We start from the raw sequence: 26,981 nt of genomic DNA, 5'->3' as shown, positions 1-26,981 counted from the left end.
GGACTGGGGAGTCCCGAAGGACCCCCATCCGCACCTTTGCGACAGATGCAAGCGCGCGGCCGTCGCCGACGCCCACGAGGCCGACGACCGGCAGGAGCACCCGGAGGGGAGGGCAACGCGTCAGGACCTGCAGGTCGACCGGGTGTTACGGGGCGGGGGTGAAGATGACGGCGGTCTTCGCGCAGTCGCCGTGGGCGAAGACGGCGAGGGCGTCCATCTCGGCGTTGTCGGCGGCCAGATTCCAGCGGAGCTTGGTGCCGACCCATTCGGAGATGTAGCGACAGTGCGCGCTGGGGAGCGGCGGCATCCAGTCGCGGGGGTCCTGGTCGGCCTTCTGACGGTTGGAGCGTGCGGTCATCGCGACGAGGGACGAGCTGGCGTCCTGGTCGTTCGCGTATGCCTCGCGCCGGGCCGGCGTCCAGGCGGACGCTCCCGAATCCCAGGCCTCGGCGAGGGGCACCATGTGGTCGATGTCGAGTTTGGCGGGGTCGTTGACCTCCTGGCCGTTGTAATAGCTCTTCCACAGGCCGCCGGACAGCTTGCAGCTGGCAGCCATGGTCGGCGCTTGGACCGCTTTTGCCTGGAGGACCTCGGCGCGGGTGTTGCAGCCGTCGGCGGGATCGAGGCCGGTGTTCCAGTGCTTGAACGCATCGCGGCTGTATCCGGCGCGCGCCTCGTCGGCGAGGGGGATCTGCTCGACGGCGTCGACCAGTTGAGCACCTCCGCACCGGCCGGCGCCACCGGGGCCGCGGCGGCCGTGTACGGCAGGGCGATCGGCGCCAGGGCGAGGAGCCCGACGTCTCACCGCTTACCGTGCACGAGCTCGTTAGCCAATGAAGTTGCTGCTGTCAAATACGAAAGGCCTATGCTCGTGTCGGTCCTATACTGCGGACATTCGCAGGTATGCCTGCAGGTCCGACGCAACAGGGGGTGCGGTCAGTGTCGACCCAGGACCCGCGAGAGCAGCTGAGCCAGTACCAAGGGGCCCTTCGGGTGTCGGCCTCTGACGCGGAGAGCTACGCTGCCCGGTGCGGTGTCTTCTTGGCGGCCAAAGTCCGCCGACGCTTTACTGTGGCCGGCTGGGAGCGGCGCCACGGCGACGATCCGTTCATGCTGAAAGTGACCCGGCAGGTCATCGCCGCGCTTCACCGCGACGAGCGCATCGCCACCTGGGAGGGCCTCCAGGAGGCCCTCCGGGAACAGATGGCACAGTACCCCGATCTTCACCCGGGAGTGGAGAGGTACATTGCACACGCGGTGGAGCAGTACCTCGACGCCCACGACGAACTCGCGGCACAGTACGAGGAAGTGCGTTTTTTTGCCTTCGACCCTGCCGTGGGAAGCCAGGGGCGTGAGGTCACCGTCTGGGCGCCTTTGTACTCCAGCGTCGATGGAGTCCGCGAGGTCCGACGACTGCGCGTGAACAAGGCCCGCAGCAGCGCCGAAGAGCATGATCGCTGGGCGACGGTCGCCGCCTTCGCTGCTGCCGGGGCCAAGATGCGGATCCCGCCAGTGAAGATCCGAATCGTCGAGGCTGGCTTGTTTGACGGCTCCACCGAGGTCGTCTTCGAAGCCACGCCGGATGAGGTTCGCACGCGATACGAGACGTATGGACGTCCTGTCATCAAGAAGTTGCTGGATGCCGCTGACTACCGGCCCGGCCAGTCGTGTCAGGACTGCAAGCTGGCAGGGTGCTGTCCGAGTCTGGAGGATCTCTCAGGCTGCCTTGGCCAGCGACGGCCGGGGACGCACACCCGCTCGGTGAGCGCCGCCGACCTTGAGCTCTACCTGAAATGCCCCGCCCGCTGGTACCTCGAAACGGTGTGCAGGCTGCCGCCAGCCCGCATGTCGTCGGAGGCGTCGGACCGCGGCCGCATTATTCACCGGTGGCTCGCTCAAGCCCACGCACGCGGCACGCGGTGTACCGAGCAGGACGTCGCACCTCTCGGACAGGCTGGGGCCTTCACGGGAACCCTCACGGCGGAAGAGTATGCGAAGACTCGTGAATTCCTTGCTGCGCATGCTCGTTTGTGCCCTCTGGCCGACGGCGTCGAAGTTGTTGCCGTCGAACCCTCGGTTTACGGGTACGACGGGACCGCGGACGTTGTGATTGCTTCTCAGCCCGATCTGGTATATCGAGGAGCGAGCGGGCAGATTTTCGTACGCGAGACGAAGACCACGACTCAGATGCCCGCAGACGAGAGCGACGCCTTCGACCGCTTCTTCCCGGTCCCGTGGCTGATGAATATCGCCTCTACTGCGAAAGATGCCTTCGGTGAAACCGAAATGCTCCCCGTCGTCGAACTGGAGGTGATCACTTCAGAGGGGGCACGCGTGTTCACCTGGGATCTGGAGCGCGATCAGGACATGGTCCGCATGGCGCGGGCCGAGGTCCGCCAGCGGGCCAGCTCCTGGATTCGAGATGCCACATGGTCCTCGTCGCCCGGGTCTCAGTGCACCTGGTGCCCCGTCAGGCGGTGGTGCCCCGACGCCGCGGACGCTCACGGTGACGCCGACGGACAGCCGCAGGTGTATGACGAGCCGTGTGCTGGCCTGCAGGCGGGCTTGTCCGACTAGCCCGACGGAGAACACGTGCACGGCAGACTGGCGGGGGGCTAGGCTTGGGTGAGGAGCATGTCGGCAGGTTGTAAGAGTGTGTTACGGGAGGGTAGTTGGATAGGCCGCTACCCACGCCCCGGGTGATGCTGCCACGCGGCCCGAACCTCCGCCCTCGGCCGCCCTTGCCGCCGGTGCGTCAGTACGCGGTCGATTCGTCGCTTCCACGGCGTCGTCGGCCCGTCACCACCGCCCTCGTGGACACCGGCGTCCTCTATGCCCTGGCTCACCGGCCTCTGTACCTGGAGATGTTCCTCAAGCTCTACGGGGAGAGTGTGGCCGTGGCCACGGCGGTCGAGGAAGAGATCCGCAACGTTGCGCGGATCCCGCAGGTCGCCCGTCCGCGTCGGAACCTGGTGCTGATGGCGGCCTGCGCGGACCGCCTCGTCAAGAAGCTCGACGACAAGACCATCACCGTGCTCGAGCCCTCCGAGGACTCGGCCGCGCTGGAGGCTGCGGTGCAGCAGCAACTCCTGGAGCTCGATCGTGCGGCGGCCGAGCGGCGGGGTGCGACGTGGCACCAGATCGATACGGACAGGGCGAAGCGTCATCACGGCGAGAAGGAGAGCATCCTCATCGCCGCCGACGTCATCAAAGCCGGCGGCACGGCCATCGTGCTGACCAACGACGGAGGCGCCAGCCGAGTGGCCTGGCGGCAGGGGGTATCCGCACGGAACCTGCGTGACATCCTTGCCGAACTCGCCTGCGCAGAACCGAACCTGAAGGAAGAGGACCTCCTGGCAGCGCTCAACGAGATGACGGCCCACTTCGCCACCCTGCCCACCGATGTCCGTCCGGCGGACTCCTCTGCCTTCCGGTGCCGTGGTCTCGCAGGTGTGTGCCGCTCCTGCGACCCTTGATGTGTTAGCCCGGTGCCGTCTATTCCGCCGCCGCGGTCAGGTCCCAACCGGCGGCGCTCAGCTGTCGCACGGCCTCCCCTTCGTCCCCGTCTGCGATCACATCAGCCACTGTCTGCAGACTCACCACATTGCTTGCGAATGCGGCCAGGACATGCTCGGTCAGACGAGGTGAGGCATACCGCCGGCCCTCGGCCTCCGCCATCTGAGACCACGCCGTACCGGCTCCGACGCTGACCATCATCGACGCGACTGTCGTGTTCTCGCACTGATCCAGCAGCGCGCTGGAAGGCGTCAGGTGGTATTCCGAATCCCGTAGCGCCTTGACCGTGGCCCGCCTGCTTATTCCGTAGGTGAGCATGGCATCGGCGACAAGACGGTTCACATCCGGTAGATCATTCGAGGGGCCATGCTCTTCCAGCATTTCCTCCAGCGCCTCGTCCGGGAATAGGAAATGTCGAGAGAAAGAGTCCGCGATGATCTCTGGAATTGCGTTGGAATTCTGCGCCCGGTCGATGATTATTTGCCCGCTGTCCTGGTATAGGACATGGCTCAATTCGTGTGCGAGCGTGAATCTCTGAAGCGCCCAATAGTCGTCCGAATTGATGAGGATTGCCCAAGTCTGGCGGTTTTCGTGGATTTCTGGGACTGAAATGCCGTGAACGTTCTTCGGCAACGGCCGGTACTCCACCAGGCAGCCCAGGCTCTCGACGAAGCCGGTGAGATCCTCAATCGGGGCGAGCGGATCCAGAGCGCGCTGGGCCCGTAGCCGGACAGCAGTCGTCCTGCCGTCCTCCTTCGGTTTGAACAACCTCCTTGACACAGGGAGCCGGGAGAGATCCTCAACCGGCGTGCTGAAGCCCCAACGCTCGGTCAGCCGATCTGCGGCTAGAAGCTTCATGGCGTGTTCGACCGGCTCGACCACATCGTGCTCGATTTCCGCCGTGCCCAGGCGCAGGCTCACGCCAAGTGAGGGCCTCCTCGCGCCGGTCAGGATGGTGGGATCCACTCCCAGCAGCGCACCCAGGAGCGAGGCTTCCCGCCGTGAGGGAAGACGCTTCCCGTCCAGCAGCTCTTCCCCGATCTCAGATGACCCGAAAAGCTCTTCCAGTACAGGCGGAGTGACCTCGTAGCGGGAGAGCAGGCTGCTCAGCGCACGGGCATCAAATGTCGCTGCCTCATTGCCCACACGCGTCACCTCCCTGGCCGCCTCGTCTGTGTGCCCGCACTTGCGTCCCCCGCAGCAGCGGGGAAACCGTCCTCAAAGACTCTCCCCCCGACTCTGCCCTGTAGTCCTGACAGCCGACTCTCCGCAGCAGAAAAGTTCACTCTTCGACCACCCCCTATGCCCACAAGGATAGAGGCGGACACTGACAGCCGCGAAGGCGAAGCAGACCGGGTAGGGGCCTTGGCCGAGACATCGCACAAGCCGGTTGACCAGCGATTACGTGTCTCCAGAAGGGGCGCCAGGCGATAGGTGCAGCTCATCGTGACTACGCCCCTTGCGGGGAGGCTGACAGCACCTTGCCGCCTCGACCGACAGGATGAGGATGCGGTCCGGGGGGCGGTTGCCTCAGGGGTCACGACTGTCTGTTCCCTCCCCGGCAGAGCCCGCGATACGTCAGTGCCCATCCGGCAGCCCGCGCAGCGATGCACCAGCATGCCCGATGCCCGCACTATCAAAGCAGCCTTGCCCATGCCGCGTCACCTTATTGGACGGGCGGCACCCGCCTGCAAAGGCGTCAGCCAAGATCCCTTGGTAGGCGTCTATCGGCGCAGGGCGTCGGCTCGGATCCAGTACTGCCCAACAGCGCTTGTCGGCGATAGCGGACCTGGTGCCAGTGGCCGATCTGTTTTTGGCATCAGCGCTCAAGCGTCAGTGAACTTGAGCGGCTCGGACAGAAAAACTTGCAGGCGACCGCAGCGGACGCAGGGCGATCGCCGACATGAGCCGGCCCGTCGGCCTCGTAGCGCATGCTTCGAGGCCCCGCCCTGCCCCCGTACCGCTGGTACGCGGCCGAGCGTCTCTGGACGCGGGCTCCTGGGATCGGAGGCCCGAGTGGCGGAAGGAACCGTGGAGGCGGCCATTGCCGGCAGGCTGTGAGGGGCTGGCGCCTTTCAGCTTGATGAGCAGGTTCAGGCATGCCGGCTCGGGCGAAAGGGGGCAGTCAGCCTCCAGGACTGCTCGCCACGGTTGTGATCGAGGGCGCCAGTCAAGATCACCTGGTGTTCCACGAGCCTTAGGACTTCTTCGAGCAGTCGGTAGACGGGTGTGGCGGTGTGCGATTTGGTGGGCGTCGGCGGCACCCTCGACAGCGCCTGGTTCCAAATGGGCTTGCAGTGCGACAGCGACCAGCTGGGACCTCGCGGCCGGCTTCGTGAGCCTGTGCTCGCGGGCGACGCGCAGGGTCCAGTCGGCAGCCCGTGACCGGGCTCTGTGGCCCGGCATGCCCGTCAGAGGGTCACTGAGCCAGACGGCCGCAGCCGTCCCCTGCGGGGCAAGCCGCAACCATCTGGCCGCCTCCAGCTCCCACCAGGCGACCGTCGAGTTCCCCAAGGCCATGCCGCGAGTCAGCCCTGCCGGAACGAGTGCGTGCCCTAGCTGGTCGGAACGCAAGACGCCCTGCAAATCCAGGAGGCGGGCCGAGGCGCTTGTTGATGCGGGAAGTGAGGCCGCGGCAAAGCTGAGCATGTTGCGTACCAGTTCCATCTCCTCCTGCACGACGGGGGAGGGGCGCGGCCGGCGACGGCCAGGCCCTGGAGATGCGTCCTGCTTTCCGGTCAGGGCGGTCGCTGGCACGGCCGACGCGTCTTTCATCGCCGCAGCGCATGCGGCGCACACGTCAGCCAGCCGCCACAGCCGGCCACCCAGCTCGCGGGACAGGACGAGAAGGAGAGGGCCGGCGCAGCCGCGATGTCGCGGGTGCCAGCGGCAGCCGCGTTCATGGCACTGGCAAGTCCGCAGGTGTGAGGGGAGGAGTGAGCGTCGGGCGTGGTGCGCGACGTGTGCGAGTGCGGCCGAGGGTGCGGTGCGCCGCACCCAGCTCAGGCGCGACCGTAGATTCCGTCACGCCTCTTGCCAGGCCCTTGCCTCCTCTGCCATAGCTGCACGAGCCGCCTTGACCCTGCGGTCGCCCAGGCTTCCCATCTTGGCCAGGTTGAGGGGCGGCCGAAGCACATTGAGCACAGCAGTCTCAACCTCATCGAGGACCACACCGTCAGGTCCTACCCACACCGAGAGCTGCAACCTCGCGTGCATCCATTCCGTCAGCCGCTCATCGCCGCTGCTCTCCAGAGAGTAGTTGGCGCTGCCGTCAGGCCGAGCAAGGTTGCGGGGCACTGCTCGGAGTCCAAGCGGTTCCCGCAGGAGCGCTGAGAGAGTCCGTCGTAGGGTGGAGAAGCCAGTCTTGCCCGTTGCGAAGTGTGTACGCAGGTCGCGCCCTACCAAGCTGCGTTCTGCCTTCCCCACATAGAGGGGGTGGTCAGCGGCACCTGCTGCGAGTTCTTTGACTGCCAGCAGATCACCATGGATCGCATAGAGGCCTGCCGCGTTCGGCACCACCTCAAGGGCCTCCTGCGCCGTGTGCTGCGGGCCATCAGTCAAGGCAGCGAGAGCAACACACACCATGGCTTCGTCCATGGCGAAGAGCCTAAGGGTTGGGCACGACAAACCAGCCGCTCTGAACTACCCGACCAAGCGGTGTGCCCCTTGTACTCATGCCGCTGGAGCCTACGCCGCAGGTAGCCAGCTTAGAACGCCTAATCCAATGAGGTGAGATCACCAGGAGGCGATGCACTGGGTAAGGTTTTCTGACAGGAAGAGCGTGAAACGTCTCTGCGATCCGGCGCCGGTCGCCATGTATACCCGAGCTGTTCCTGCGGCTTGAAGTCCGGTGATGGCTTCGGCGAGTCCGGGCCGAGGTGTGACGCCCGTGTCGAGCATGACTTCGTGCCGCCAGGACCAGGTGTCCCAGAGCTGTGCGGAACCCGTTTGGTTCAGAAAGACCTCGAAGTCCGCGCCTGCCTCCAGCTCGGCCAGAGCGGCGCGTGCAGAGATGCAGCCATCCTGGAACAGTGCGGATTACAGGGCGCCTCGGTTCATGTGATCAGTTTGCCGGGCTGGCTAAGGAACAGCCGGACATACCCCCATCCGCTAGCACGCCGCCGTGGCCGCGATCGTGTCGATCGCAGACCGTTCCCGCCGCATACAGCACCATGCCGACCTCGACCTCCGCATGGACCGCCTACGGGCATCCATCACCACACATGACGCCGGCTTCAAACTGACAGCCGCGGACTTCGACCTCGCGCAGCGCATCGGCACGATGGTGACCGCGCACCAGGCGCTCCCGCTCGACTGACCCAGGGGCAACGGCGAAGTCGACCCTTGCACGGCGTGCGTGCGCCGTCGCCACGCGCTTCGACAAACGGGCGTACGTCTTCCACGGGACGGTCACCGTGGCCGCGATCCGCCTATGGCTCCGTCCGCAGTGAAACGCCCCGTTGAGAGGTCCTTGGCACCTGGGTAGTGGTGGCGCAGTTCGCTGAGTACGCGCTCGTCGACAGCCCTGACGTCCCCAAGATGAGCTGCCGAACTCGGTCTACCAGGGTGAGCGGGTGTCGCGGCGCGCTTCTGGGGTCTGCTCGGGCAGAGCCGTGTTCTGGTCGGTGCGCAGCAGCATGCTTGGGTAGGGTTCGAAGTCCTCATTGGGCTGGTGGAAACGCTCGGTGCGCGGAATGGTGACTTCCACCAGCCGGCCCTCCTGGAACATCCACAGCCCGAAGCAGTCGTCGTCCTGGTCGCGAAGCAGAACCTGCACCGTGTGCGGATGCGGCCACGGCAGCGACTCCAGGTGCCTGAGCAGGCCCTGGCGGCCACGCAATTTCTCGAACTCCAGGGCCCACCCGAACTCGTAGCCCCACTGCCCCGCTATCGGGACGAAGCGACCTCGCCACGTGCGTTCCGGGTCGTCCTGGGTCAGCGGTTCCATCACCTCGTCCGACCAGCGGGCTAGCACGATGACCTCGGCGTCTCTACTCATGCCGGAGTATGACCGCATCCGCCTGATCCACCGCAACCAAATTCCTCAACCGGCCGACGCAGGCAAGGACGGGCGGATTGGCGACGAGCTCTCCGTGCGGGCGAGCCCGACGACGGCGCCTCGGGAGAAGCTCATCTGCGCCTATGCCACGGCCCTGATCAGCTCACACGACCCATCGGACAGCCCCTAGTGCCTGGGCGACCCGGCCGAGCAGGTCCCGCAGGGCGGGCGTGTGCCGGGCGTGCGGCCGGGCCAGTCCCGGAATCTGCTCGGCGAAGGCTGTCGGGCACTCAGCCGCCAGGCACTTGAACCGCCGTATCAGCACCACGATCACCACCGGCAGCCCGCCCACCGGCGCGCCCTTGAGTCGCCGCTCGTACCGGCCGTGTATTCGGCCCGAGGGCCTTCCGCACTGCGGACACCGCGCCGAACCCGTTTGGGAACGGGTACGCAGCATGACCACGCCCGCATCCCGACGCACAGACTCGACCACCACGTCCGCCAGATGCGGGAGAACCTCCCGCAAGTCCCCTGAACCGCACACCCATCCGAAACGATCGAATGGCTGCAACGTCACAAGATCAGCGACAGAGCCCGCTTCTCCGTACCCGCCTGGGCACTTCAACTCGTAGTAGAGGTGACGGTCGGCAGTGCCTGTCACTGGGGTGACCAGGCTGCCGCCATGAGAGGTGGCCTTGCACGCGTAGCCGGAGCTGGCCGTCCGTCACCCGGTGGGACGCGACGGCGCCCAGGTGTGACCGGCTTGCCCTGACGGCCGCCGACGCACCGGGCCCGTGCCGCGGACTCGGTCTCCACGTCGTGGTGGGCCGGGGGGTGCCCCTATGTGTTTGGTCAAGGTCGAAGGTCAGTGGGGCCGAGCCGTAGGGGTGTGCATGAGTGATAGCCAGGTCACGATCAAGAGTTGTCGACGATCCGGCGGTCTGGGTGCCGATCCATCGCATCGCCGGGACGCTGGACAAGTCACTTGCGGGGCTGTTCGCGCCTGACTATGACCAGCGGCTTGAGGCCGCTCGCTGGCGGCTTCGGCCGGAGGAGGACTGACCGGTGAGTCAGAACCGTCACCCGGCCCCTGCAAGTTGGGGTTCGTAGAAGGTTCCGTCGTGGAGCATCGCGAAGAGGACGTCTGCTCGTCGCCGTGCGAGGCAGAGCAGGGCCTGGGTGTGATGCTTACCCTGGGCGATTTTCTTGTCGTAGTCGGCCCGTGAGGTCGGGTCTCCCAGCGCGGCGAACGCGGAAAGGAAGAAGGCTCTCTTGAGCTGCTTGTTTCCTCTCCTTGACGGCTGTTCGCCGCGGATCGAGGAGCCCGAGCTCCGGGTCGCCGGGGCGAGACCGGCGTAGGCGGCGAGGTGGCCGGCGCCGTCGACTACATCAGCAAACCCTTCGACCCCTGGGCCCTACGCGCCAAGGTCGCCGTCTTCACGTCCATCTACCTCGAACGACACACCTCGTAGGGCCCGGCGACACCGCAGCTCCAAGGCGCCGGAACCACACGTCGGCGCTCAAGGCGTGTCTGGAGCACGAGCTTCGCAGTGCTCAGCTGGCGTAGGCCGAGGGCGGTGCGGCGGTGAAGGCTGCGGGGCGTGCCCTGGGGGAGGCGCGCCCCGAGCGGGCGTTCGGCCGGTGGAGCGTCTGGAGCAGCTGGACGAGCCGTAGGTGGTCTTGCCTGCTGAGGTGCTGGGAGTTGTGCTTGAGTTCAGCAGGTTGCGGAGGGTGTGCTGATCCACCAGAGCGAGCTACTCGAGAACAACACCGCTGTCGTGCAGGGCAGGGACGGCGTGCTCCTCGTAGACGCCGGGATAACAGGCGACGAAATGGTCCGCCTGGCGGCCGCCTGCGGTCAGCCGGGCATTACGGTGGGACACGAAGACCTTCGTATGCGGTGTGAGCCTCCACCACACCGGAGGTCTTCGCCATGATCAAGACCTGGCCCCGTTAACAACGCTCGTGATCAATACAGCTAGCGTGGCGGTTTTGCGGAGTGCAGGAGGGATTCGCGGTGCTGGTCATGCCTGGACGGCGGACGTCGACGATGGACCTGTTGGCCGTCGAGGCGGCGGGCCGAGGGATGTCGGTCAGGGCGGTTCGCTTTGCTGGAGCCGGCAGACGGCTGGCTCGCCGAGTTGCCGGAAGAGTTCACCGGCCGCCAGGTACGGGCTGGGACCATTGCGGACGCATGGGTGATCGACCAGCCGACGTTCGTCAAGCCGCCCCGTGACAAGTCCTTCCCGGCCGATGTCTACACCGACGGGTCCCGGCTGTTCTCCGCCCTGGACCCGGCAGCACCGGTGCTGCTGTCTGACGTGGTGACCTTCGCGGCCGAGTACCGGCTGTTCCTGCTGGACGGTCAGATTGCCACGGCGAGCCGGTACGCAGTGTTCGGCCGGCTCGACCCCCGCCCACTCGGTACGGACCGGGCGGACGGGGCCACCGCCGCGCAGATTACGGAGTTCGCCGACCGGCTGGCCACCGCAGCCGGGCACACGCTGCCGAGTGCCGTCGTCGTGGACGTCGGGCAACTGCTGGACCCCTACCGCGCAGGCCACCGCTGGGCGGTGGTGGAGGCCAACATGGCGTGGTTCTCGCATGCCTACGCGGCCGACCCGGCACGGGTGCTGGACGTGGTCCTGCGGGCGGCGGGGCCACGCGAGCACATGCGGCCGCGAGATCTGGCGTTCGCGACTGGTAGGCCCGCATGTTCAAGAGTCGCGTATTCGCCGTAGCCGTAGGCCGATCGTCACCCTGTGTCGGTGCCCTGCGGCATGATGACCGGCGTGAACACCGAGATAGTCATAGACGTCTGGCAGCGGCTTCTCGCCGACCCTGGCAAGTCGTGGGTGCTGTTCGAGCATGGCACTTGTGTCGTGCTGACCGCTCCGGAAGGGGAGCTTGCTGAACAGGCAACCGACCTCCTGAAGAAGTTCGGCCCGGCGCATGCCGGATCTTCGGCAGGAGACTTTGGGGTGATCGACCTCAAGGACGTCGAGGGATGGGTCGTCACTGGGCATCACAACGACGTCCTTACCTATGTCGGCCCCGATGAGCCTCAGGATCAGTCGCAGATCGCTGTCGGGCTGTTCGGACGTTCCAAGCGCCACCGGGACGGCACCGAGCTTCACGTCGTCCATGTTGAGGACAAACGCGGCTCAGCGGACCCAGCGTAAGTACCGTGCTTCATCGCTGGTGGTCGTCGGGGGCGTATCGGCTCCACGCTCCTCCGGCCGGGGCGGAGATCGCGGTACTGAACTTGTGCCGGGCGCCCTTAAGCTCGCCCAGCGTGGTTGGGCTGGATGACGGCGTGCGTCGCCTGCGCCAGACCGTCACCGACGCGGCTGCCGCCCCTTCCGCTGGCTGCGCTGCCGATCACCTGGCAGCGGCCTGGAGGGCGACATGCGGACTGCACCCGGACCCGGTAGGCGCGTACAGCGAGGCCATCAAGGCAGTGGAGTGCGGGCGCGGTGAGCGCGACCGGTGACCAGGCGAACGCTTCGGGCAAGCCAGTCGTCCGCGGCGCCTCCCACGCCAGCACCATGGCCAGGACTGGGGCGTGGCCGAAGTTGAAGACCGGCTCCAGGAGCACCGACGTGAAGAGCGTCCAGCACCTCCTGACCGCCCGGGGCTACGCGGTGTCCGCCGACGGCATCTACGGCAGGAAGACCGCGACCGCGGTCGGGAAGTTCCAGAAGCGCGCCGGCCTGAAGGCTGACGGCGTCGTCGGGGCAAAGACGGCCTCGGCGACCGCAGCCCGGCCGTCAAGGCCGCCCAGGTGCAGCTCGGCGTGAAGACCGACGGCGTCTTCGGCAAGAACACCAAGAGCGCGGTCCGCAGCTTCCAGGCAAGGGCCGGTCTGAAGGTCGACGGCGTTGTCGGCCCGAAGATGTGGAACGCCCTGATCACCAGGTCCACCCCGGTCAAGCCCGAGCCCACCCCCAAGCCCGGCACCGCCAAGCCGGCCGGCAGCTCCGCCGCCCTGGCCCGCCAGCTCCTTACTAAGCGCGGAATCACGTACGCCACCTAGCACTCTGAGACGTCGATTCCCGGTCCACCGCCTACCGGAACATCCACGACATGGCCAAGGGCATCGGTGCCGCCACCAGCGGCAACAGCCACGTCGGCTACAAGCGCGTCCCGCTCGACCCCCGCATGCTCCGCGCCCTGATCACCCTGCACGACAGGTACGGCTACAAGCTGCGGATCTCCGAGCTCGTCGGCGGCGTCCACGGCAAGAACTCCCGCCATTACCGCGGCCTCTCCTTCGACGCCAACTTCATCAACGGCATCCACGTGGGCAGCGGCGCCCCCCCACAAGAAGGTCATGACCACAACACCCACATCCACTGCGCCTGAAAGTAACCCCACCCGCGTATCCGCGGCCGCGCCCCTTCTTGGGCGCGGCCGCTGCAGTGTGTCCGGCCGTGCCGGAGAGGCGACCTCTCCGGGGGCTTACGGCTGGTGGTGTTCGGCGGCGGTCTTGCGGCGTCGTCGGTGTTCGCGTTGTGCCTGGGCGCGGGCGCATTCACGGGTGCAGTACTTGATACCGCTGGTGCGGTTCTGGCCGTACTCCGCGCGGCCGCGCTGGCGGACGAAGGAGCGCCGGCAGGTCTCATTGGCGCAGGTGCGGATGGTGGCTTCCTCGGCGAGGTGGTTGTAGAGCTGGAGGAAGGCCACCGACAGGATGGTGGGGTAGCGGTCGGTCAGGCTGCCGATGCCGATGCTGAAGGGCTGCAGCGCGGAGTTCAGCATCCCGGTGAGGTTAGTGATGCGTAGTTCCAGCAGCACTTGGCGCAGCTCGTCCAGGTCCTTGGGCCAGGGTTCGTCCTGGTGGTCGTTGTCCTTGTGGATCTGGGCCAGTGCCTCGGGTGTCACTTCCGGCTCGACGAGTGCGTCCAGTCCCCCTTCCCGGCGTAGTGCCGTCCAGGTCGTGATGGCTTCTTGGGCCTGGGTGATGAAGACGCCGATGAGGTCGCCGTGCACGGCGAACGGCCCGCGCACGGGGTGGAGGCTGTTCTCGAGCTCGGTGAGCCGGTTGTACTCGTCGTCCTCCCAGCTTCCGGATGCGACGCTGCCACCGAAGTGCCCGTAGGCGCGCATCATGTTCGCGACTGAGTCGAGGTCGGTGGGATCGAGGTCCATGAGCTCGCGCAGGTAGAAGTCCTCCGGCAACGCGACAGGCTCCCCTTCGCTGCGGACCTGGGGCGTCCACACAATCCATTCGCCTTCGGCCCGCGCTCCGCGCACCGGCTTCAACTCCGGTGCGGGCACTGGGGTTCCGGGCCAGAGCGTGGGACGAAACCGTGGGTCTACGTATGCCGTCATGCGGGGCATCATAGTGATGAGGCAGTAGCACGAAAAGGGGATGGTTCGTATCACGCTGGGGAGGGGCATGACGCTCCAATGGCAGGACCGCAAGCGCGTGGGCGATGTGCACGAACAGCGGGTCGCCCGCGCTCTGGAAAACCTCGGATGGACTGTTCAGCTCTGCGGCCAGGGCACCTACGCGCCCCCGATCCGTCGAGCGCTGGCCCGCACGGACTCGGCCCTGCGCTACTTCCCCGACCTGATCGCCGCACGTGACGGCGAACTCGTCACCATCGACGCCAAGGACCGCATGCCCAGCACCCACACCGACCGCTACGCCATCAGCAGCTCCACCCTGAAGGCCGGCCTGTTGTTCACCGCTGCGCATGCCCCCACGCCGCTGTACTACGTCTTCGGCGACCTGAAGGTCCTCACTCCGTCCGAGGTGCAGCACTACACCGCACACGCCCGGCGGCACCGGAGCGGAGCCTGGCTCATGGTCGCCACCCACCAGGCCCACACTTTCGACGACGTCTTCGGCACGCCAGCCGCCCAGGCAGCGTGAAGGCAGAAGCAGATCCCGATGACCCGGCGCCCGCCCGCACCGTCGACCCGACTGTCACCCTTGGGCCGGACATGTAGCTCGTCTCGGTCATCGACGAGCCGGATGCGACCGTACGGTGCCGCCCGCCCGCTACGGTCAGCTGCAGGGGCCGTGCCGACTGGTCAAGCTGGTGCGTTTCCCATCCGCGCCCCGCACCTGTGACCCAGGTGTGGGGCGCAGTGCGTTCCGCGCTTCGGTTACAGGTTCGCGGCTCACTGGAGTGAGGTCTTAGCCCGGCGGAGCTGAACGTTTCTCCGGTGAACCTGTTCGTCCAGCCGGGCGCGGCGGCCGCGAAAGTGGTGGCCGGCATTTGCGCCGGCCGGTACGCCAGCTGTCGTGATCAAGAACATGGCTCGCGGCCTTGCCGCGCTTTCCCTCGCCCTGACCCCGCTCACGCTGCCTGCCGCCGCGCAGGCCGCCCCGGCCGCCCCGCCCGCCGCGGTCGCGGCGCAGACGTTCCCGCTCTCCTACGCGATCGGCCAGATCCCGGTCGCTGAGGAGAGCCGGGCCGGCTACACCCGGGACAAGTTCCGGCACTGGAACACCGGACTCGATCCCGCGGACGGTTGCAACACCCGGGCCGAGGTGCTCCTGGCGGAGGCGACCGAGGCCCCGTCGGTCGCGGCTGGCTGCAAGCTGTCCGAGGGGGAGTGGCTGTCGTACTACGACGAGCAGGAGGTCACCGACCCGGCGAAGCTCGACATCGACCACATGGTCCCCCTCGCCGAGGCCTGGGATTCCGGCGCCTCCGCCTGGGACGCGAAGCGGCGCGAGGCATACGCGAACGACCAGGACGCGGCCACCAGCCTTGTCGCCGTGACCGCGCGCACGAACCGTCAGAAGGCCGACCAGGACCCAGCCACCTGGATGCCGCCGGCCCCGAACGCCACCTGCCGCTACCTCGCCGAGTGGACCGCGACCAAGCTCCGCTGGGGCCTGGCCGCCGACCAGAGCGAGATCGACGCGATCAACGTCTACGCCGGCGGCCCGTGCGAGATGACCGTCGTCCACTACACCCCGGCCCCGTAACCCGCGGACCACGCGCCAGCCCGCCCGTCGGCGGCCGCTCGCTTCGGCTTCAGCGGCCCGTCGGCGTGGTGGGCGGCGGCCGACGACTGCGACGTCGTCGGCCGGAATGTCAGGAACCTCCACCGCGCTCGTCGTGCCCGCAAGGGGTTCTGGCGGGCGGGGAACCGGTTGACCCGATCCATGTGATGAGCCCGTCCTTGTCGTCCTGGACATCACCTGCATGAACACCTGCAGGCGCTGAACACCCGGCGCCGCACCGTCCGCTGCACCGCCACCGGACCGCCTCAGCGCTCTCCGAAGACCAGCCGAAGGGTCATGTCCGAGTACCCGCCCACCGGCTCACCGGGCGGTAGCACCGCCTGTAGCTGCCGGTAGACCATGGCAATGCGGTCAGGAGTGTAGTCGCGCATGTCCTCGGTCGCCTGGAGCGCCAGGCCGCCGTCGACCAGCGGAGTGACCGATGAGAACGCCCCGGAAGACCGGAGCGCCTCAGAACCTCCGAGGCGGCTCGCGACACCGGGGGAGCACACGGTGATCCACGAGTAACCGCGCAGCCGGGAGTCCAGTTCCGGGAGGGTCTCGTCCTGAAAGAGCCCCAGTGACGCTTCCAGGGCCGTCCGCTGGGTGGTCGTCTCGGCGTCGTCCGTCAAGCACCCGAAGAGGCAGGTCTGCCCCGCCTCCACCAGTTGGCGGCGCAGGAACGTGATCCACTGCAGCTGGACGCCGGAAGAGCGATCCGGGGCGAAGAACTCCTCCGAGGACCGATCGGCCGTGAGCCGCACCCACTCGGGAGCCTCGATGTCCCGCTCGGCGGTGACCTTGAGCCAAGGTCCGGCAGGGTACCCGTCCGCACCAAGTCGCGTCAGCTTGAGTGCCACCTCGAAGGGGACCTTCTCGAGACCGTCGAGGAAAGCATCCCACTCCGTCGGCGACCACGCCCGGCTGGAGCGCGTGCGTCTACCGCGGGCCACTTTCGTGGTGAACAGACTTCCCCACAGCTCACCGGGTTCGCCGTACGGGAGTCCCGACTTGCTCAGCACAGCTCCACGGCCCGTTAGATCGAGGCCATGTGTGAAAGGCTCCAGCGCTGCCCCACTCAGACTCCTGGCAGCGTCGACGAACCACTCTTCCACCAGACGCCGATAGCCCTTCCTTCCTTCCGGAACGGCAAAGTTCAACTCCGCATGGACACTCGTGTTGGGTGTAAACCCGCCAGCGATACCCACAGTTCTCCTTCCGCTGTCGAAGCTTGACCCGGCCACACCACCCCGGACCAGCAACGCTGAAGAAGCTCAGTGAAAGTCCAGGTCGTCCTCGGCGCTGTCCGGAACGGGAAGCGATCATCCTGCACCTGGGAAGCGATCTTCAACGGGCCGGGAGATGGCTGGTCAGGAGCACTCGTGAACACCCCGTATGTGCTGCATCGATGGATCGGGAAGCCGTACGACGGGGGCTCGAACAGGGCCCGCGGTAGTGCTTCGGGACCGGAGTCCTGAAGCCACCTCGTCCTGCATGCGCCCGGGCGGCTCCCCGACCTCGCGCCGGCACCGGATCGGGGAGCGGCCGATCCCGCGCGCGCCTCACGCTGGACCGGCCCGCCGTCACGGCCCACCGACACCCCCGCCCCGCGCCACCGTAATCCCAGCGCGTGTCGTGGGGCTTGCCCATACCGGTCTTGGGCAATCCGGTCGGACCGGAACCCTCGCCTGGTACCGGGGCCGCCTGCAATAGGCCGGCACCGGCAGCCGCGTCCAGGTCCGCTACCTCGTCAAACGCGCGCCGGGGCAGCACCCGCTGGGGGACGACGGAGCGCCTCTGAGTTAGCTGCCCGCAGCCTTCTCGCTTGGTCCTTCGCCTGCGGCTTCGGCCTCTGCGGCCTGGTTCTGTCGTGCCGTTCGGGCTGCCGCGCGCTCGCGGTGCTGCTGCATGGCGTGCTCGTTCTCCTCCCGGATGGCAGGCGCGTGACTCTTCTCGAAGACGCCGACCATGCTCTTCAGCTCCCTGCGGATCTTTTCCAGGTTGTCCTCCATCTGCTTTAGGGGCAGCGGAGGGAGCAGCGTTTCCACCCAGGTGCCGAAGTCGACGGCGTACTGCTGCTCCTCCATCCGGCCGAAGGGCCCCTCGCAGCGGACTGTGAAGGTGTACGCGGTGGGCAGCTCGGTGTTTTCCCACCGCATCGGTCCGTCGAAGGTGTACTCGAGCCGGCGCCCTGGCGGAATCATGGGGAAGGTGCGCTCCAGGGCACGCTGCAGACGCGTGGTGTACTCGGCTCCCAGAGCCGATTCGAGCGGGGGATCGGCGGTGATCCGCACGTTGCGGGCAACCGTGGAGCCGATGTTCTCGACGATGAGCAGAAGAAGACCCCGTCTGGGGCCGCCGGCGGGCTGGATGTCGACGATGACGTACGGCTCGTTCTGTTCCCGGTGCACCTTCTGCGCGTGCTCCAGTTTGCGCCGGGCCACGACGACCTGCTCCTGGGCCGCCAGCACCTGGCCGTTGGCATGCCTGACCTGCCGCCAGCTGAAGCCTGCCGCGAGCACCGCCACCCCGGCGGAGCCGGCGGCGATCCATTCTGCTGCGTCCATGGACGCACGGTAGCCGTCAGGTCCGACAACGCTCCCGACGTCGCAGCGGGAGGCGGGGGCGTTCCGTGTGTGGGCGGGTTTGTGTGGTTCGCGTCCTTGGTGGCGGTGCTGGTCAGTCGGCTGGGGTGGTGGGGTGGATGAGGGTGTGGAGCATGTGTTGGGTGGTGGGGTGGGTGGAGTGGATGCGGGTGGTGTGGGTGCCGCGGGTGAGTAGGACGCGGTAGGTGTTGAGGGCGTAGCGCAGGTATTGGTCGGGGGGCAGGTAGCGGAGGGTTTCGTCGTGGCTGTGGTGGGGGTGGGCTTCCCAGTGGTCGTTGTTCCAGGTGAGGTCGGGGCCGATGATGACGCCTGCGTCGCGGTATTCGAGGCCTTGTGCGGTGTAGATGCAGCCGATCTGTTGGTGTCCGCCGGTGTGGGTGGCCCAGAGCTGGTTGTGGGGGGCGAGGGGGCGGCCGTCGTCGGGGTGGGTGAGGGCGGATGCGGCGTTCCAGGCCGCGTGCCAGGTCCGGTCCGGGGCGGCGGGGCTGGTGCTGGGGACGTCGATGGTGATGTCGAGGGGGAGGGTGGTGGCGCCGCGGGGGCGGCTGCGGGTCCAGGGCCAGCAGAATCCGGCGGTGGTGCGGGCGGTGTGCCCGGCGGCCGTGGCCTGTTCGATCCACTGCTGCAGGTGGAAGGGGTCATCAGCGAGCCCCAGGTCGTAGCCGGTGTGGCCCTTCCAGGGGCGGGGCGTGCCGTAGAGCAGGGCGTCGACCCAGGCGGTGTAGGCGGCTGATCCGGCGCAGCGGAACGAGCCGGTGAGCTCCAGGTGGTGGTGGGCGCGGCCCAGGTGCCCGGCGGCGGCGTGGATCTCTTCGACGGTGGTGCCTTCGTCGGGGCGGATGATCTGGCGTTCGTCGAGGAAGACGACGGCGAGCGGGACGTGTTCGATCACGGCGGCCAGGTCCGGCGGCAGCCCGTGGGCGCCGCGCTTGATCCGCTGTGCCTCGTCGATGACGAGCGCGCCGGCTTGCCGTGCGGCGGCCCGCAGGTAACCGATGCCGGGGAACAGTTCACGGGCGGCGCTGTGACCGCTCACGGCGTCCAGGAGGTGGGCGCGCAGGGTCCCGGACGGGGTGATGAAGCGGGGGCGGGTCGTGGGGTGCTGGCGCATGAGGTGGCCCAGCAGCCGCACGGCGAGCGCTGTCTTGCCGCTGCCCGGCCCACCGCGCACGGTGATGACCGCACCCGTCCCGTCGCCGGGTGCCGTACTCCCGCCGCGGCCGGGCAGGTGGAGCGCCGCGGTCGCGCGGATCTGCAGGAACGCGTCCTGCTGGTCGCCCACCAGGGCGAAGGCGCTGTTGCCTTCCAGGACGGAACCGACGTGGTCGAGCAGCCTGCTGGAGGGCTCCCACCGGATGCCCTCGAAGGCCGCTCTTCGGGCGGCGTCCGGCGCGGCCAGGCCCCCGGCCCGCAACAATGCAGCCAGGTCCTCCGCTGGTGCGGACAGGTCCGCACCGCTCAGGACGGGGATATCGGCGACGGCGGGAGCACCGAGGCGCAGGACAGCCGCCTCTTCGGCGCTGGCGTTATGCAGCACTACCACCGCCCGCACATCCAGCCTCGGCGCCCCGGCGGGCCGCCAGTGCCGGAAGAAGCTCCGGTAGGCCGCGACCTGAAACACCGGATGGGCCGTCACCACCCCGTCTGTGCGCAGGACCCGCCCGGCGTCGAGAACCCGGCAGGACTGCCACTGCTTCAGCTCCACGACCACCAGCCCCAGCGCCCCGTCCGCCTTGGTACCGACCAGCAGCGCGTCCAGGCGCCGGCCACCACCCGGCGTGCCGTACTCCAGATACACCCACAGGTCCGATAACCCCGCCCGCACCAGCGCCCGCAGCAGAGGCGGCCAGCTGTTGCGCCAGCTGCGCACCTCCGCCTCGCCCGGCACCCCGAACCCGGCAGCCGTGTACCGGACCGCGCACTGCCTCAAGAACGCCGGATCACCGACGCGGGCCGCGAGCTCACCCACCCTGCCCGACGCCGCGCACGCCACCCTCCCCACGGTCGTCCCCGGCGCGGGACGCGGCGAGGGGAGAATGGCACCGCTGTGCGCGGACGCTGCAGTGGTCTGTTCGAACATGTTCTTCCCCCGGATTCCACGACACCTCCCAGCCCCCCCGGACTGCGGCGAGTCCCTGCTCCGACCGTCCTGGACGGCCCGGACCACGGCTCACACGCACCGGCGGAAACAGCCGCCGGGTTGTCAGAGTCCAGGCTCAGCCTGCGAGTTGTCGTCCTCGACCAGCATCTGTCCTGCAGGCTATCAAAAATAAGGACTTAGCCAGCACTCGATAAGCGCATCACTATGATGGCCTGTATGAAGAGTTCGACGTTCGTCATGGTCCACGTGGGCCAGAGCACCGAGTCCCAGCGCAACCTCGAGCACGGCATCGAGACACTCTCCTGGGGCTTCCCGGAGAAGAAGCCCGAGTACGACGGCGCCCGCCCCCGCTTCGCGGTCCTGGCCACCGGCGCCTCGCCCCGTGTCCAGCTCGAGCAGTGGCTCAGGGACACCGCCACCCTCTACCTCTTCCAGGTCCGCGGCGGCTTCTACGAAGGGAAATCCTGGCACTGGCCCGACGAGGAAGTCGAACGGCGCCTGAAGTACCCCCAGCGCTTCGGCATCGAACCCCTGGCCAAACTCGACAACGTCCCCCTGGGCCTCGACGGACCGCTCACCGAGGCCGGCAGCGACGCCATCCGCCGCTCGGGCACCGACCGCGGCATGGGCAAGCTCGTCCAGATGCCCGCCCAGCGCCTCCTGGAACTCGCCGGCATCCCCTTCGACCCCGACGAGCCCGAGGACATCCCCCTGGACAAGTCCCCGGGCTTCACCGCCGAACAGGTCGAGGGCAGGAAGAAGCCCCAGCGCCGCCGCCGCGGCGCCGGCTACATCTCCGACCCCAAGAAGCGCAAGGCCATCGAGGAGTATGCCGAAGCGTTCGCCACCTCCCACTACGAAGCCGAGGGCTGGACGGTCGAAAAGCTGGGCAAGCCCTACGACCTGCGCTGCACCCGCGGCACCCAGGAACGCCACGTCGAGGTCAAGGGCACGACCGGCGCGGCCACGAGCGTCGAACTGACGATCAACGAGGTCCTGCACGCCCGGGACGAAATCAACACCGTCGACCTCTACGTCGTCAGCGACATCAAGGTCGACACCCGCACCGACCCCTACACCCCCAGCGAAGGCACCGTCTCCCACTACACCGACTGGGAACCGGCCGAGGAAGACCTCCGACCCCGCAAGTACGAGTACCGCCTCCCCGACACGACCGGCTGAGCCTGCCGTTCAGGCCGCTTGCCGCCCTCGGCGTCCTTGCGTGTGCCGCCGTCAGCATCCGGACCGTCTCCGGGGTCAAATCCGCACGGAACTCGACCCGTCCAGGCGATCCGGGCGATGCTCCCGACGCCGCCACCTCCGCAGGGGCGTTCTGGCGGGCATGGAACCGATTGACCCGATCCACGTCAGCGAGCCCGGCCTGATCGTCCTGGACATCACCGCCACCGACGAAGCGACCCTCCAGGCGGCCGTCGAGGAACTCGGCCGGCGCTGGGCGACTTCGGGGACACCGCGGGTACGGCGCGTCCCCGGAGAGCCGGGTGTCACCGCACGGCTCTACGCCGACCTGCGGCCCTGACCCAGAAGCCACACCGGCCGCGGCCGGCTGCGCCGTCCCCGGCCGGACTCTCCGGTCTGCCTGGGGCGGAAGGTGGTGTGTGGGAGGTGGGTTCGGGGGCAGGCGGGTAGTGAGCGCATGGGACCGCTCTGGTAGTCCAGGAGTCTGCCGGATTTCCCCCGTTCCGGCAGACTCCAGGACAGCCGCACGCCCCGCCCCGCCGAGGTGCAGGAGCTGCACCCGACCCAACCGCCCCGCATGCGCGGAGTCCTCGTACGGGTTGCGGGGCTTGCCCATGCCCGTGGTACCGGCCGTATTCGAGGCTTGCCCAGGGTCGCCTAGTGATCTGGTTCGGAGATGCGTGAGCAGTAGCGGCAGATGCGGTCGAGGATCTGGTCGGCGGTCTTGGTCCATTTGAAGGGCCGGGCCTCGTCGTTCCAGACCTTGATCCAGTTCTCCAGCGCGGTCTTGAGGTCGTCGAGAGAGCAGAACACTCCGCGTTCGAGGCAGCGTCGTTCCAGCTCGGCGAACCACCGCTCGACCTGGTTGATCCAGGACGAGTAGGTGGGGGTGAAGTGGAGCTGGAAGCGGGGATGCGCGAGCAACCACTTGTGCACCACGGGTGCCTTGTGGGCGGAGAGGTTGTCACAGATGACGTGGACCGCCAGGCCTTCATCGGTCTGGCGGTCGATCTCGTCGAGGAAGTCCCGGAAGTCCACCGCCCGGTGCTGGGCGGACAGCTTCGTGATCACCTGGCCCGTCGCGGTGTTCAGCGCGGCGAACAGATCGACGGTTCCGTGGCGGACGTAGTCGAAGCTCCGCCGCTCGGGAACTCCCGGGATCATCGGCAGCACAGGAGCGGTCCGCTCCAATGCCTGGATCTGCGGTTTCTCGTCCACCGCGAAGACGACGGCGTTCGCCGGCGGAGCCAGATACAGGCCGACGACGTCACGGACCTTGTCGATCAGGAACGGGTCCGGGGAGATCTTGAAGGTCTCGGTCCGCCACGGCTGCAGGCCGAAGGCGTGCCAGATCCGCAGCACATTCGCTGGGGAGATCCCCACGGCCTTGGCCAGTTCCCGCTTGGACCAGTGTGTCCCGCCGGGAGGTGTCTCCTCCAGGGTGCGGACCACCACCTCTTCGACCTGGGCGTCGGTGATGGTCCGTGGCACCCCGGGCCGTGGCTCGTCCGCGAGCCCGTCGAGCCGGTCACGCAGGAACCCCGCGCGCCACTTGGCGACGGTGCCCCGGTTCACACCCAGCCGGGCCGCGACCGCCAGGTTCGGCCCGCCCTCCGCACACGCCAGCACGATCCTCGCCCGCAGGGCCAGCCCCTGCGCGGTCGTCCGGCGCTTGACCCAGTTGCTCAACATCTGCCGCTCGGTCTCGCTCAGGACCAGCGGCTCCAGCCTGCTGTCACCCACAGCGCACAGCAGACCGAAGCCAACCGGCACCCGTCAGCCAAACCCGCAAATTGGTACGCAAAGCGACTCACGTGGTGTCGAATCAACTCACGACCAGGTCACTAGCGCTTGCCCGGCGGCGAGATGCACCAGGTCAGAAGTCCGCGAACTATTGAATGAGATTCCCTTGGGGCCTTGAGTGCCGGGGAGTTGCGCGGCTAACCCCTTCCTCCTTGAAAGTGCGGATCGCCGCGTCGACCGACCGGCATCCACACACATCTCGAGGGGGAATTCCATGTCCACGACCACGTTCCTGGTCCTGCTGCTCGTGCCCACCGTCGGCCTGCTCGTCCTGGCCGTGCCCGGCTACCTCGTCTGGCGCCACCCCCGCCTCGGCATCCCCCTGACGGTCGCCTGCGCGTTCGGCGCCCTGTACGTCGCCGCCGTCTTCGGCCTCGCCGACCTGTAGCGCGCCGGCCCCCCGGCAACGGGGTCCGGAAGTCGTACGGATGTGACAGTCATTCCCGGGGTGGGCAAGCCCTACCGGCCCCGCCTCGGGAGGGTTGCACCGAAGGTTGGCCCCACCGTTGTCTGCAGAGGCGCACTAGGGGTTGCACCGGAGATGTGACCGGAGGTGGGACGCCCACCTTTTGAGCACGAGCGTTTCACCTAGTCAGGCCACGTGGTCAAGCCTGATCCGCGCGACGACACCTCCTTGTACGCGATAGCCGTATGGAGAGGTTGGGTGTTCATGGGCCGGGCGGGCGGCGGGTGCTGACGGACTCGCCAGGTCGGCTGCGACCATTCGTATGCGTCCCGCTACGGTGCTCGTGATCGGCTTCGACTGCGCGGGGGACTCCCTTGATAGTGACGGCTCGACACACACGCACAGCGGCGCCCGCGCTCGCGCTCCTGGCACTCACGACGACGCGAAGGTGCTGGCCATCACCGCGCCCGTCACGACCACCCAGCCGCCCGCGCCGACGACGTCCCCGGCGACCCGGAAGAGAACAGGCCGTCCTCGCGAAGGCCGATGCCAAGGGCACGGACCTGGAGAGTTACGCGAGCCTGGACGCGCTCGGACAGTTCCGCATTGACCTGGCCCGGATGAAGAAGGCCGGGACGATCGGCACGGGCGAGCTGGGGCACGCGCCGAAGGTGACGGTGCTCGACACGACCCGCAAGCTGCCGAAGGCGACGATCGAGGACTGCCTTGACCTGTCGGGATGAAAGGCGGTCCGGGTCAAGACCGGCGAGCCGATTCCCCTGCCGAGCCAGCACCTTCAGCCGGAGAGTTTCCCGCCGGTGGTGAATCTGCGGCCCGAAGCCGATTTTCCCGACCGGCTTGCGGTGGTCGTGGATCTGGCGAGGGTGGCGGCCGTGCTGCGGCGTGTCGCGCGGCGTCGAAGCACTGGCCCGCGCCTGCGCAGTTTGGACCGGCACGCCCGCGCAGTCCGTCTGTCAAGGCGCGGATGCCTGGACCGCCTACCAGGCCGAGCGCCACCGCCGCGGCGAGACAGACGAGAACCCGTATACCGCGTGTAACCGTTTCCGCCCTGGGTGCGGCTGACCCCATACCTCCGTCCCGCCCCGTTGCTACCCGCCCGGGCAGCAACGCGGGCACTCTTCCCTCCTGGAGCCGTTATCCCATGAGTACCCCCTCACCGTCGGCACCGTCCTGGCCGCACTGTGCCCACGGCGCCCACCCCGCCGATCCCGTCGGTTGCCACGGCATCCAGGTCCCGGGCCACACCGCCTGCCTCGCCCACCTGACCGACACCGACCGCGACACCTACCTGTCTGGTCTGACCCCCGGAGCCGACATCGACCACCGTGGCACCCCCTTCACCGAAGACCTCCTCAATCACTTCCTCGACGCCGTCCGCGACCCCGTCAGCCGACGTCCACACCTGGGGGCCGCCTGGTTCGTCGAGGCGCAGTTCTCCGGCGATGCCTGGTTCGGCGGAGCGCAGTTCTCCGGCAACGCCAACTTCGGCAAGGCACGGTTCTTCGACGACGCTGGGTTTGCCGGGGCGCAGTTCTCCGGCGCCGCGAACTTCGGCGAGGCGCAGTTCTCTGGTATCACCGGGTTCGGCGAGGCGCAGTTTTCTGGCTTCGCCACCTTCCGCGAGGCGCGGTTCTCGGGCATCACCTGGTTCGACCGTGCGCGGTTCTCCAGCGACGTGCGGTTCGGCGGAGCGCGGTTTTCCGGCGACGTCTGGTTCGACGAGGCGCAGTTCTTGGCGGCTTCGTGGTGGGGGCCAGTGGTGTGCGGAGGGACGGTGGGATTGTCGGGGGCGGTGTTCGGGGCGCCGGTGACGCTGGAGGTCGCGGCGAGGCAGGTGCGGTGTACGAGGACCCGTTGGCAGTCGACCGCGACCGTCCGGGTCCGCCGTGCATCTGTGGACCTGGGGCATGCGGTGCTGGAGGCTCCTGTCGCCGTCATCGCTCACCCGACCCTGTTCATCAGCCCACGCAGGACGCCCCTGGACGAGAGCCCACTGGCAGGGAGCGGGGAAGTGCGGGTGATGTCGGTGCAGGGCGTGGACGCCGCGCATCTGGTACTGACGGACACCGACCTGTCCGACTGCCTGTTCTCTGGGGCCTTCCACCTCGATCAGCTCCGGCTGGAGGGCCGTACCACCCTTTCTTCTACGCCCACTGGCTGGCATCGCAAGGGCATATTCCCGGTCCGCTGGACTCGCCGGCGCACGCTGGCCGAGGAGCAGCACTGGCGGGCACAAACCGTCGGCCAGCCCTCCGTTTTCACCGGCACCCCGCCCGAGCCCCGCCGGTGGCGTACCGGCCCGCACCACCCCGACCCCGCCCGGACACCCGACCCCGACGACATCGCGCCCCTGTACCGGCAGCTCCGCAAGGCGTTCGAGGACGGCAAGAACGAACCCGGCGCCGCCGACTTCTACTACGGCGAGTGCGAGATGCGCCGTCACGACCGCACCGGCACCCCGAAAGCCGAACGCCGTCTGCTGTGGGCCTACTGGCTGCTCTCCGGCTACGGCCTCCGCGCCGGCCGCGCCCTGGGCTGGCTCGCCGCCGCCATGCTTGCCACCATCGTGCTGCTGATGGCCTCCGGCCTGCCGATGTCGTCCCCGAAACAGGAAGCCACCGGCACCGTCCCGGCGGGCGGCGGCACCGTCACCTTCATCATCGACAAGCAGGACGTGAAGAACCCCACCGGGGACAGATTCACCAGCAAACGCTTCGACAAAGCCCTGAACGTCACGCTCAACTCCGTGGTCTTCCGCTCCAGCGGCCAGGACCTCACCACCACTGGCACCTATATCGAGATGACCTCCCGCCTCCTCGAACCCGCCCTCCTCGCCCTCGCCGTCCTCGCCATCCGCGGACGCATCAAACGCTGATCGTCCGACCCCAGGGTGTTCAGCAGACTGAACGTCCAACCGCTCGGAGGGCTTCCTCGTGTGACAGCTCGACCCAAGGTGAGCAAGCCTTCCGTACGCGGTAGCCGTACGAAGAGGTGGACCTGAGTAAGGCCGAGACGTGGGCACCGGCGAGACTGGGACGGTGAGCACCGCACGACGTCGGCCCTTCGGGCCCGGCCGCACCGACCTGTCCGAGCCGCTTGTCCGCGATCCGCGGGCGATGACAGCTGCCGAACGCGCCGCCGCCGGCGACTGGACGGCCGACCCCACCCCCGCGCCCGCCGGGCGGCGGTCCCGCCGATCCCGGGACCGCGTCCGCGCCGCTGCCGTGGGGTCCATCGAACGTCTGGCTTTGTTCACGAGAACGGGGTTCTGGCACAGATCTTGGGGAGCCGTCGCGGAGCGTTACCTCGGTGTTCGATTGCGAGTGACTGGCTCGTGCGAGACGGCGTACGCCTTGGTGCCT

The 26,981-nt window shown here is 67.9% G+C and carries 24 protein-coding genes and 3 pseudogenes; 16 read left to right on the top strand and 11 right to left on the bottom strand.

Going from position 1 to position 26,981, the window contains the following annotated elements; genetic code table 11:
• Positions 1-145: 145 nt before the first annotated feature.
• A pseudogene (locus IO20_RS37160) lies at positions 146-768 on the bottom strand (HNH endonuclease family protein).
• A gap of 225 nt (positions 769-993) precedes the next feature.
• Here IO20_RS37160 and IO20_RS0133030 point away from each other — a divergent pair.
• Positions 994-2,577, top strand: coding sequence for a PD-(D/E)XK nuclease family protein (locus IO20_RS0133030; RefSeq protein ID WP_234315025.1), 1,584 nt, complete (start codon positions 994-996; stop codon positions 2,575-2,577).
• A gap of 236 nt (positions 2,578-2,813) precedes the next feature.
• The gene (locus tag IO20_RS0133025) at positions 2,814-3,476 is read left to right on the top strand and encodes a hypothetical protein (protein WP_234315026.1); all 663 of its coding nucleotides are present in this window, start codon (positions 2,814-2,816) and stop codon (positions 3,474-3,476) included.
• Between the two features lie 19 nt (positions 3,477-3,495).
• On the opposite strand, the gene IO20_RS0133020 is transcribed toward IO20_RS0133025, so the two are convergent.
• The gene (locus IO20_RS0133020) at positions 3,496-4,662 is read right to left on the bottom strand and encodes an ImmA/IrrE family metallo-endopeptidase (RefSeq protein WP_030556748.1); all 1,167 of its coding nucleotides are present in this window, start codon (positions 4,660-4,662) and stop codon (positions 3,496-3,498) included.
• A gap of 1,878 nt (positions 4,663-6,540) precedes the next feature.
• A complete protein-coding gene (locus IO20_RS40535; protein WP_157850848.1) occupies positions 6,541-7,113 on the bottom strand; it encodes a GIY-YIG nuclease family protein in 573 nt (190 codons plus the stop codon).
• A 526-nt stretch (positions 7,114-7,639) separates the two neighbouring features.
• Here IO20_RS40535 and IO20_RS37155 point away from each other — a divergent pair.
• Positions 7,640-7,834, top strand: a complete 195-nt coding sequence (locus IO20_RS37155; RefSeq protein WP_324604770.1) for a 4a-hydroxytetrahydrobiopterin dehydratase — start codon at positions 7,640-7,642, stop codon at positions 7,832-7,834.
• A gap of 240 nt (positions 7,835-8,074) precedes the next feature.
• On the opposite strand, the gene IO20_RS0133000 is transcribed toward IO20_RS37155, so the two are convergent.
• The 3 genes and pseudogenes from IO20_RS0133000 to IO20_RS39255 form a co-directional block, all read right to left on the bottom strand.
• Positions 8,075-8,515, bottom strand: coding sequence for a hypothetical protein (locus IO20_RS0133000; RefSeq protein ID WP_030556752.1), 441 nt, complete (start codon positions 8,513-8,515; stop codon positions 8,075-8,077).
• 163 nt (positions 8,516-8,678) lie between these two features.
• Positions 8,679-8,972: a transposase family protein gene (locus IO20_RS42480; protein ID WP_157850847.1), complete on the bottom strand. Its 294-nt coding sequence runs from the start codon at positions 8,970-8,972 to the stop codon at positions 8,679-8,681.
• A gap of 622 nt (positions 8,973-9,594) precedes the next feature.
• Positions 9,595-9,891 (bottom strand): annotated as a pseudogene (locus IO20_RS39255) (transposase); the annotation flags it as partial.
• On the opposite strand from IO20_RS39255, the pseudogene IO20_RS40085 reads away from it, so the two are divergent.
• The 6 genes and pseudogenes from IO20_RS40085 to IO20_RS37880 form a co-directional block, all read left to right on the top strand.
• Positions 9,877-9,987: pseudogene (locus IO20_RS40085) on the top strand (response regulator); the annotation flags it as partial. The pseudogenes IO20_RS39255 and IO20_RS40085 sit on opposite strands and share 15 nt — an antisense overlap.
• Positions 9,988-10,623: 636 nt before the next feature.
• Positions 10,624-11,256, top strand: a complete 633-nt coding sequence (locus IO20_RS37150; protein WP_245685138.1) for an ATP-grasp domain-containing protein — start codon at positions 10,624-10,626, stop codon at positions 11,254-11,256.
• Positions 11,257-11,295: 39 nt separating this feature from the next.
• Positions 11,296-11,697: a hypothetical protein gene (locus IO20_RS0132975; RefSeq protein WP_030556760.1), complete on the top strand. Its 402-nt coding sequence runs from the start codon at positions 11,296-11,298 to the stop codon at positions 11,695-11,697.
• Positions 11,698-11,991: 294 nt separating this feature from the next.
• The gene (locus tag IO20_RS37145; protein WP_051894204.1) at positions 11,992-12,315 is read left to right on the top strand and encodes a peptidoglycan-binding domain-containing protein; all 324 of its coding nucleotides are present in this window, start codon (positions 11,992-11,994) and stop codon (positions 12,313-12,315) included.
• Complete coding sequence (locus IO20_RS37885; RefSeq protein WP_051894203.1) at positions 12,312-12,551, top strand: peptidoglycan-binding domain-containing protein; 240 nt, start codon at positions 12,312-12,314, stop codon at positions 12,549-12,551. The genes IO20_RS37145 and IO20_RS37885 overlap by 4 nt, the downstream gene beginning before the upstream one ends.
• A gap of 50 nt (positions 12,552-12,601) precedes the next feature.
• Positions 12,602-12,880, top strand: coding sequence for a hypothetical protein (locus tag IO20_RS37880; protein ID WP_051875127.1), 279 nt, complete (start codon positions 12,602-12,604; stop codon positions 12,878-12,880).
• Positions 12,881-12,976: 96 nt separating this feature from the next.
• Here IO20_RS37880 and IO20_RS0132960 read toward each other — a convergent pair whose 3' ends face one another.
• Entirely contained in the window at positions 12,977-13,795 is an 819-nt protein-coding gene (locus tag IO20_RS0132960; RefSeq protein WP_063761463.1) for a CGNR zinc finger domain-containing protein, read from the bottom strand.
• Positions 13,796-13,916: 121 nt separating this feature from the next.
• On the opposite strand from IO20_RS0132960, the gene IO20_RS0132955 reads away from it, so the two are divergent.
• Entirely contained in the window at positions 13,917-14,396 is a 480-nt protein-coding gene (locus IO20_RS0132955) for a hypothetical protein (protein ID WP_030556768.1), read from the top strand.
• Positions 14,397-14,771: 375 nt separating this feature from the next.
• The gene (locus tag IO20_RS0132950; RefSeq protein WP_030556770.1) at positions 14,772-15,464 is read left to right on the top strand and encodes an HNH endonuclease family protein; all 693 of its coding nucleotides are present in this window, start codon (positions 14,772-14,774) and stop codon (positions 15,462-15,464) included.
• 284 nt (positions 15,465-15,748) lie between these two features.
• Here the strand turns inward: IO20_RS0132950 and IO20_RS0132945 are convergent, their stop codons facing one another.
• The 3 genes from IO20_RS0132945 to IO20_RS0132935 all read right to left on the bottom strand — a co-directional run bounded on the left by IO20_RS0132945 (position 15,749) and on the right by IO20_RS0132935 (position 20,057).
• A complete protein-coding gene (locus IO20_RS0132945; protein ID WP_157850845.1) occupies positions 15,749-16,690 on the bottom strand; it encodes a hypothetical protein in 942 nt (313 codons plus the stop codon).
• A gap of 594 nt (positions 16,691-17,284) precedes the next feature.
• Positions 17,285-18,049, bottom strand: a complete 765-nt coding sequence (locus IO20_RS0132940; protein WP_051875132.1) for a hypothetical protein — start codon at positions 18,047-18,049, stop codon at positions 17,285-17,287.
• A gap of 112 nt (positions 18,050-18,161) precedes the next feature.
• Positions 18,162-20,057 carry a DNA/RNA helicase domain-containing protein gene (locus tag IO20_RS0132935; RefSeq protein ID WP_051875135.1) on the bottom strand — a complete coding sequence of 632 codons (1,896 nt, stop codon included), beginning with the start codon at positions 20,055-20,057 and terminating at the stop codon, positions 18,162-18,164.
• Positions 20,058-20,405: 348 nt separating this feature from the next.
• Here IO20_RS0132935 and IO20_RS0132930 point away from each other — a divergent pair, with 348 nt between their 5' ends.
• Both IO20_RS0132930 and IO20_RS0132925 read left to right on the top strand, forming a co-directional pair.
• Positions 20,406-21,371: a protein NO VEIN domain-containing protein gene (locus tag IO20_RS0132930; protein ID WP_245685137.1), complete on the top strand. Its 966-nt coding sequence runs from the start codon at positions 20,406-20,408 to the stop codon at positions 21,369-21,371.
• A gap of 160 nt (positions 21,372-21,531) precedes the next feature.
• Positions 21,532-21,729, top strand: coding sequence for a DUF6207 family protein (locus IO20_RS0132925; RefSeq protein WP_030556778.1), 198 nt, complete (start codon positions 21,532-21,534; stop codon positions 21,727-21,729).
• Positions 21,730-22,046: 317 nt separating this feature from the next.
• Here the strand turns inward: IO20_RS0132925 and IO20_RS0132920 are convergent, their stop codons facing one another.
• Complete coding sequence (locus tag IO20_RS0132920) at positions 22,047-23,081, bottom strand: IS630 family transposase (RefSeq protein ID WP_051875141.1); 1,035 nt, start codon at positions 23,079-23,081, stop codon at positions 22,047-22,049.
• 325 nt (positions 23,082-23,406) lie between these two features.
• On the opposite strand from IO20_RS0132920, the gene IO20_RS40525 reads away from it, so the two are divergent.
• The 3 genes from IO20_RS40525 to IO20_RS0132905 all read left to right on the top strand — a co-directional run bounded on the left by IO20_RS40525 (position 23,407) and on the right by IO20_RS0132905 (position 26,494).
• On the top strand, positions 23,407-23,580 hold the full coding sequence (locus IO20_RS40525) for a hypothetical protein (protein ID WP_157850844.1): 174 nt from the start codon (positions 23,407-23,409) through the stop codon (positions 23,578-23,580).
• Positions 23,581-24,218: 638 nt separating this feature from the next.
• Complete coding sequence (locus IO20_RS42075; RefSeq protein WP_281181693.1) at positions 24,219-24,341, top strand: hypothetical protein; 123 nt, start codon at positions 24,219-24,221, stop codon at positions 24,339-24,341.
• 242 nt (positions 24,342-24,583) lie between these two features.
• Positions 24,584-26,494 (top strand): pentapeptide repeat-containing protein, encoded by a 1,911-nt coding sequence (locus tag IO20_RS0132905; RefSeq protein WP_245685136.1) that lies wholly within the window; start codon positions 24,584-24,586, stop codon positions 26,492-26,494.
• Positions 26,495-26,981: the final 487 nt, after the last annotated feature.

This window comes from Streptomyces exfoliatus, from assembly GCF_000725545.1.
In the GTDB taxonomy this organism is placed as follows: domain Bacteria; phylum Actinomycetota; class Actinomycetes; order Streptomycetales; family Streptomycetaceae; genus Streptomyces; species Streptomyces exfoliatus.
The sequence above is the reverse complement of the archived record's forward strand: the minus strand, read 5'-3'. Positions and strand labels throughout refer to the sequence as shown.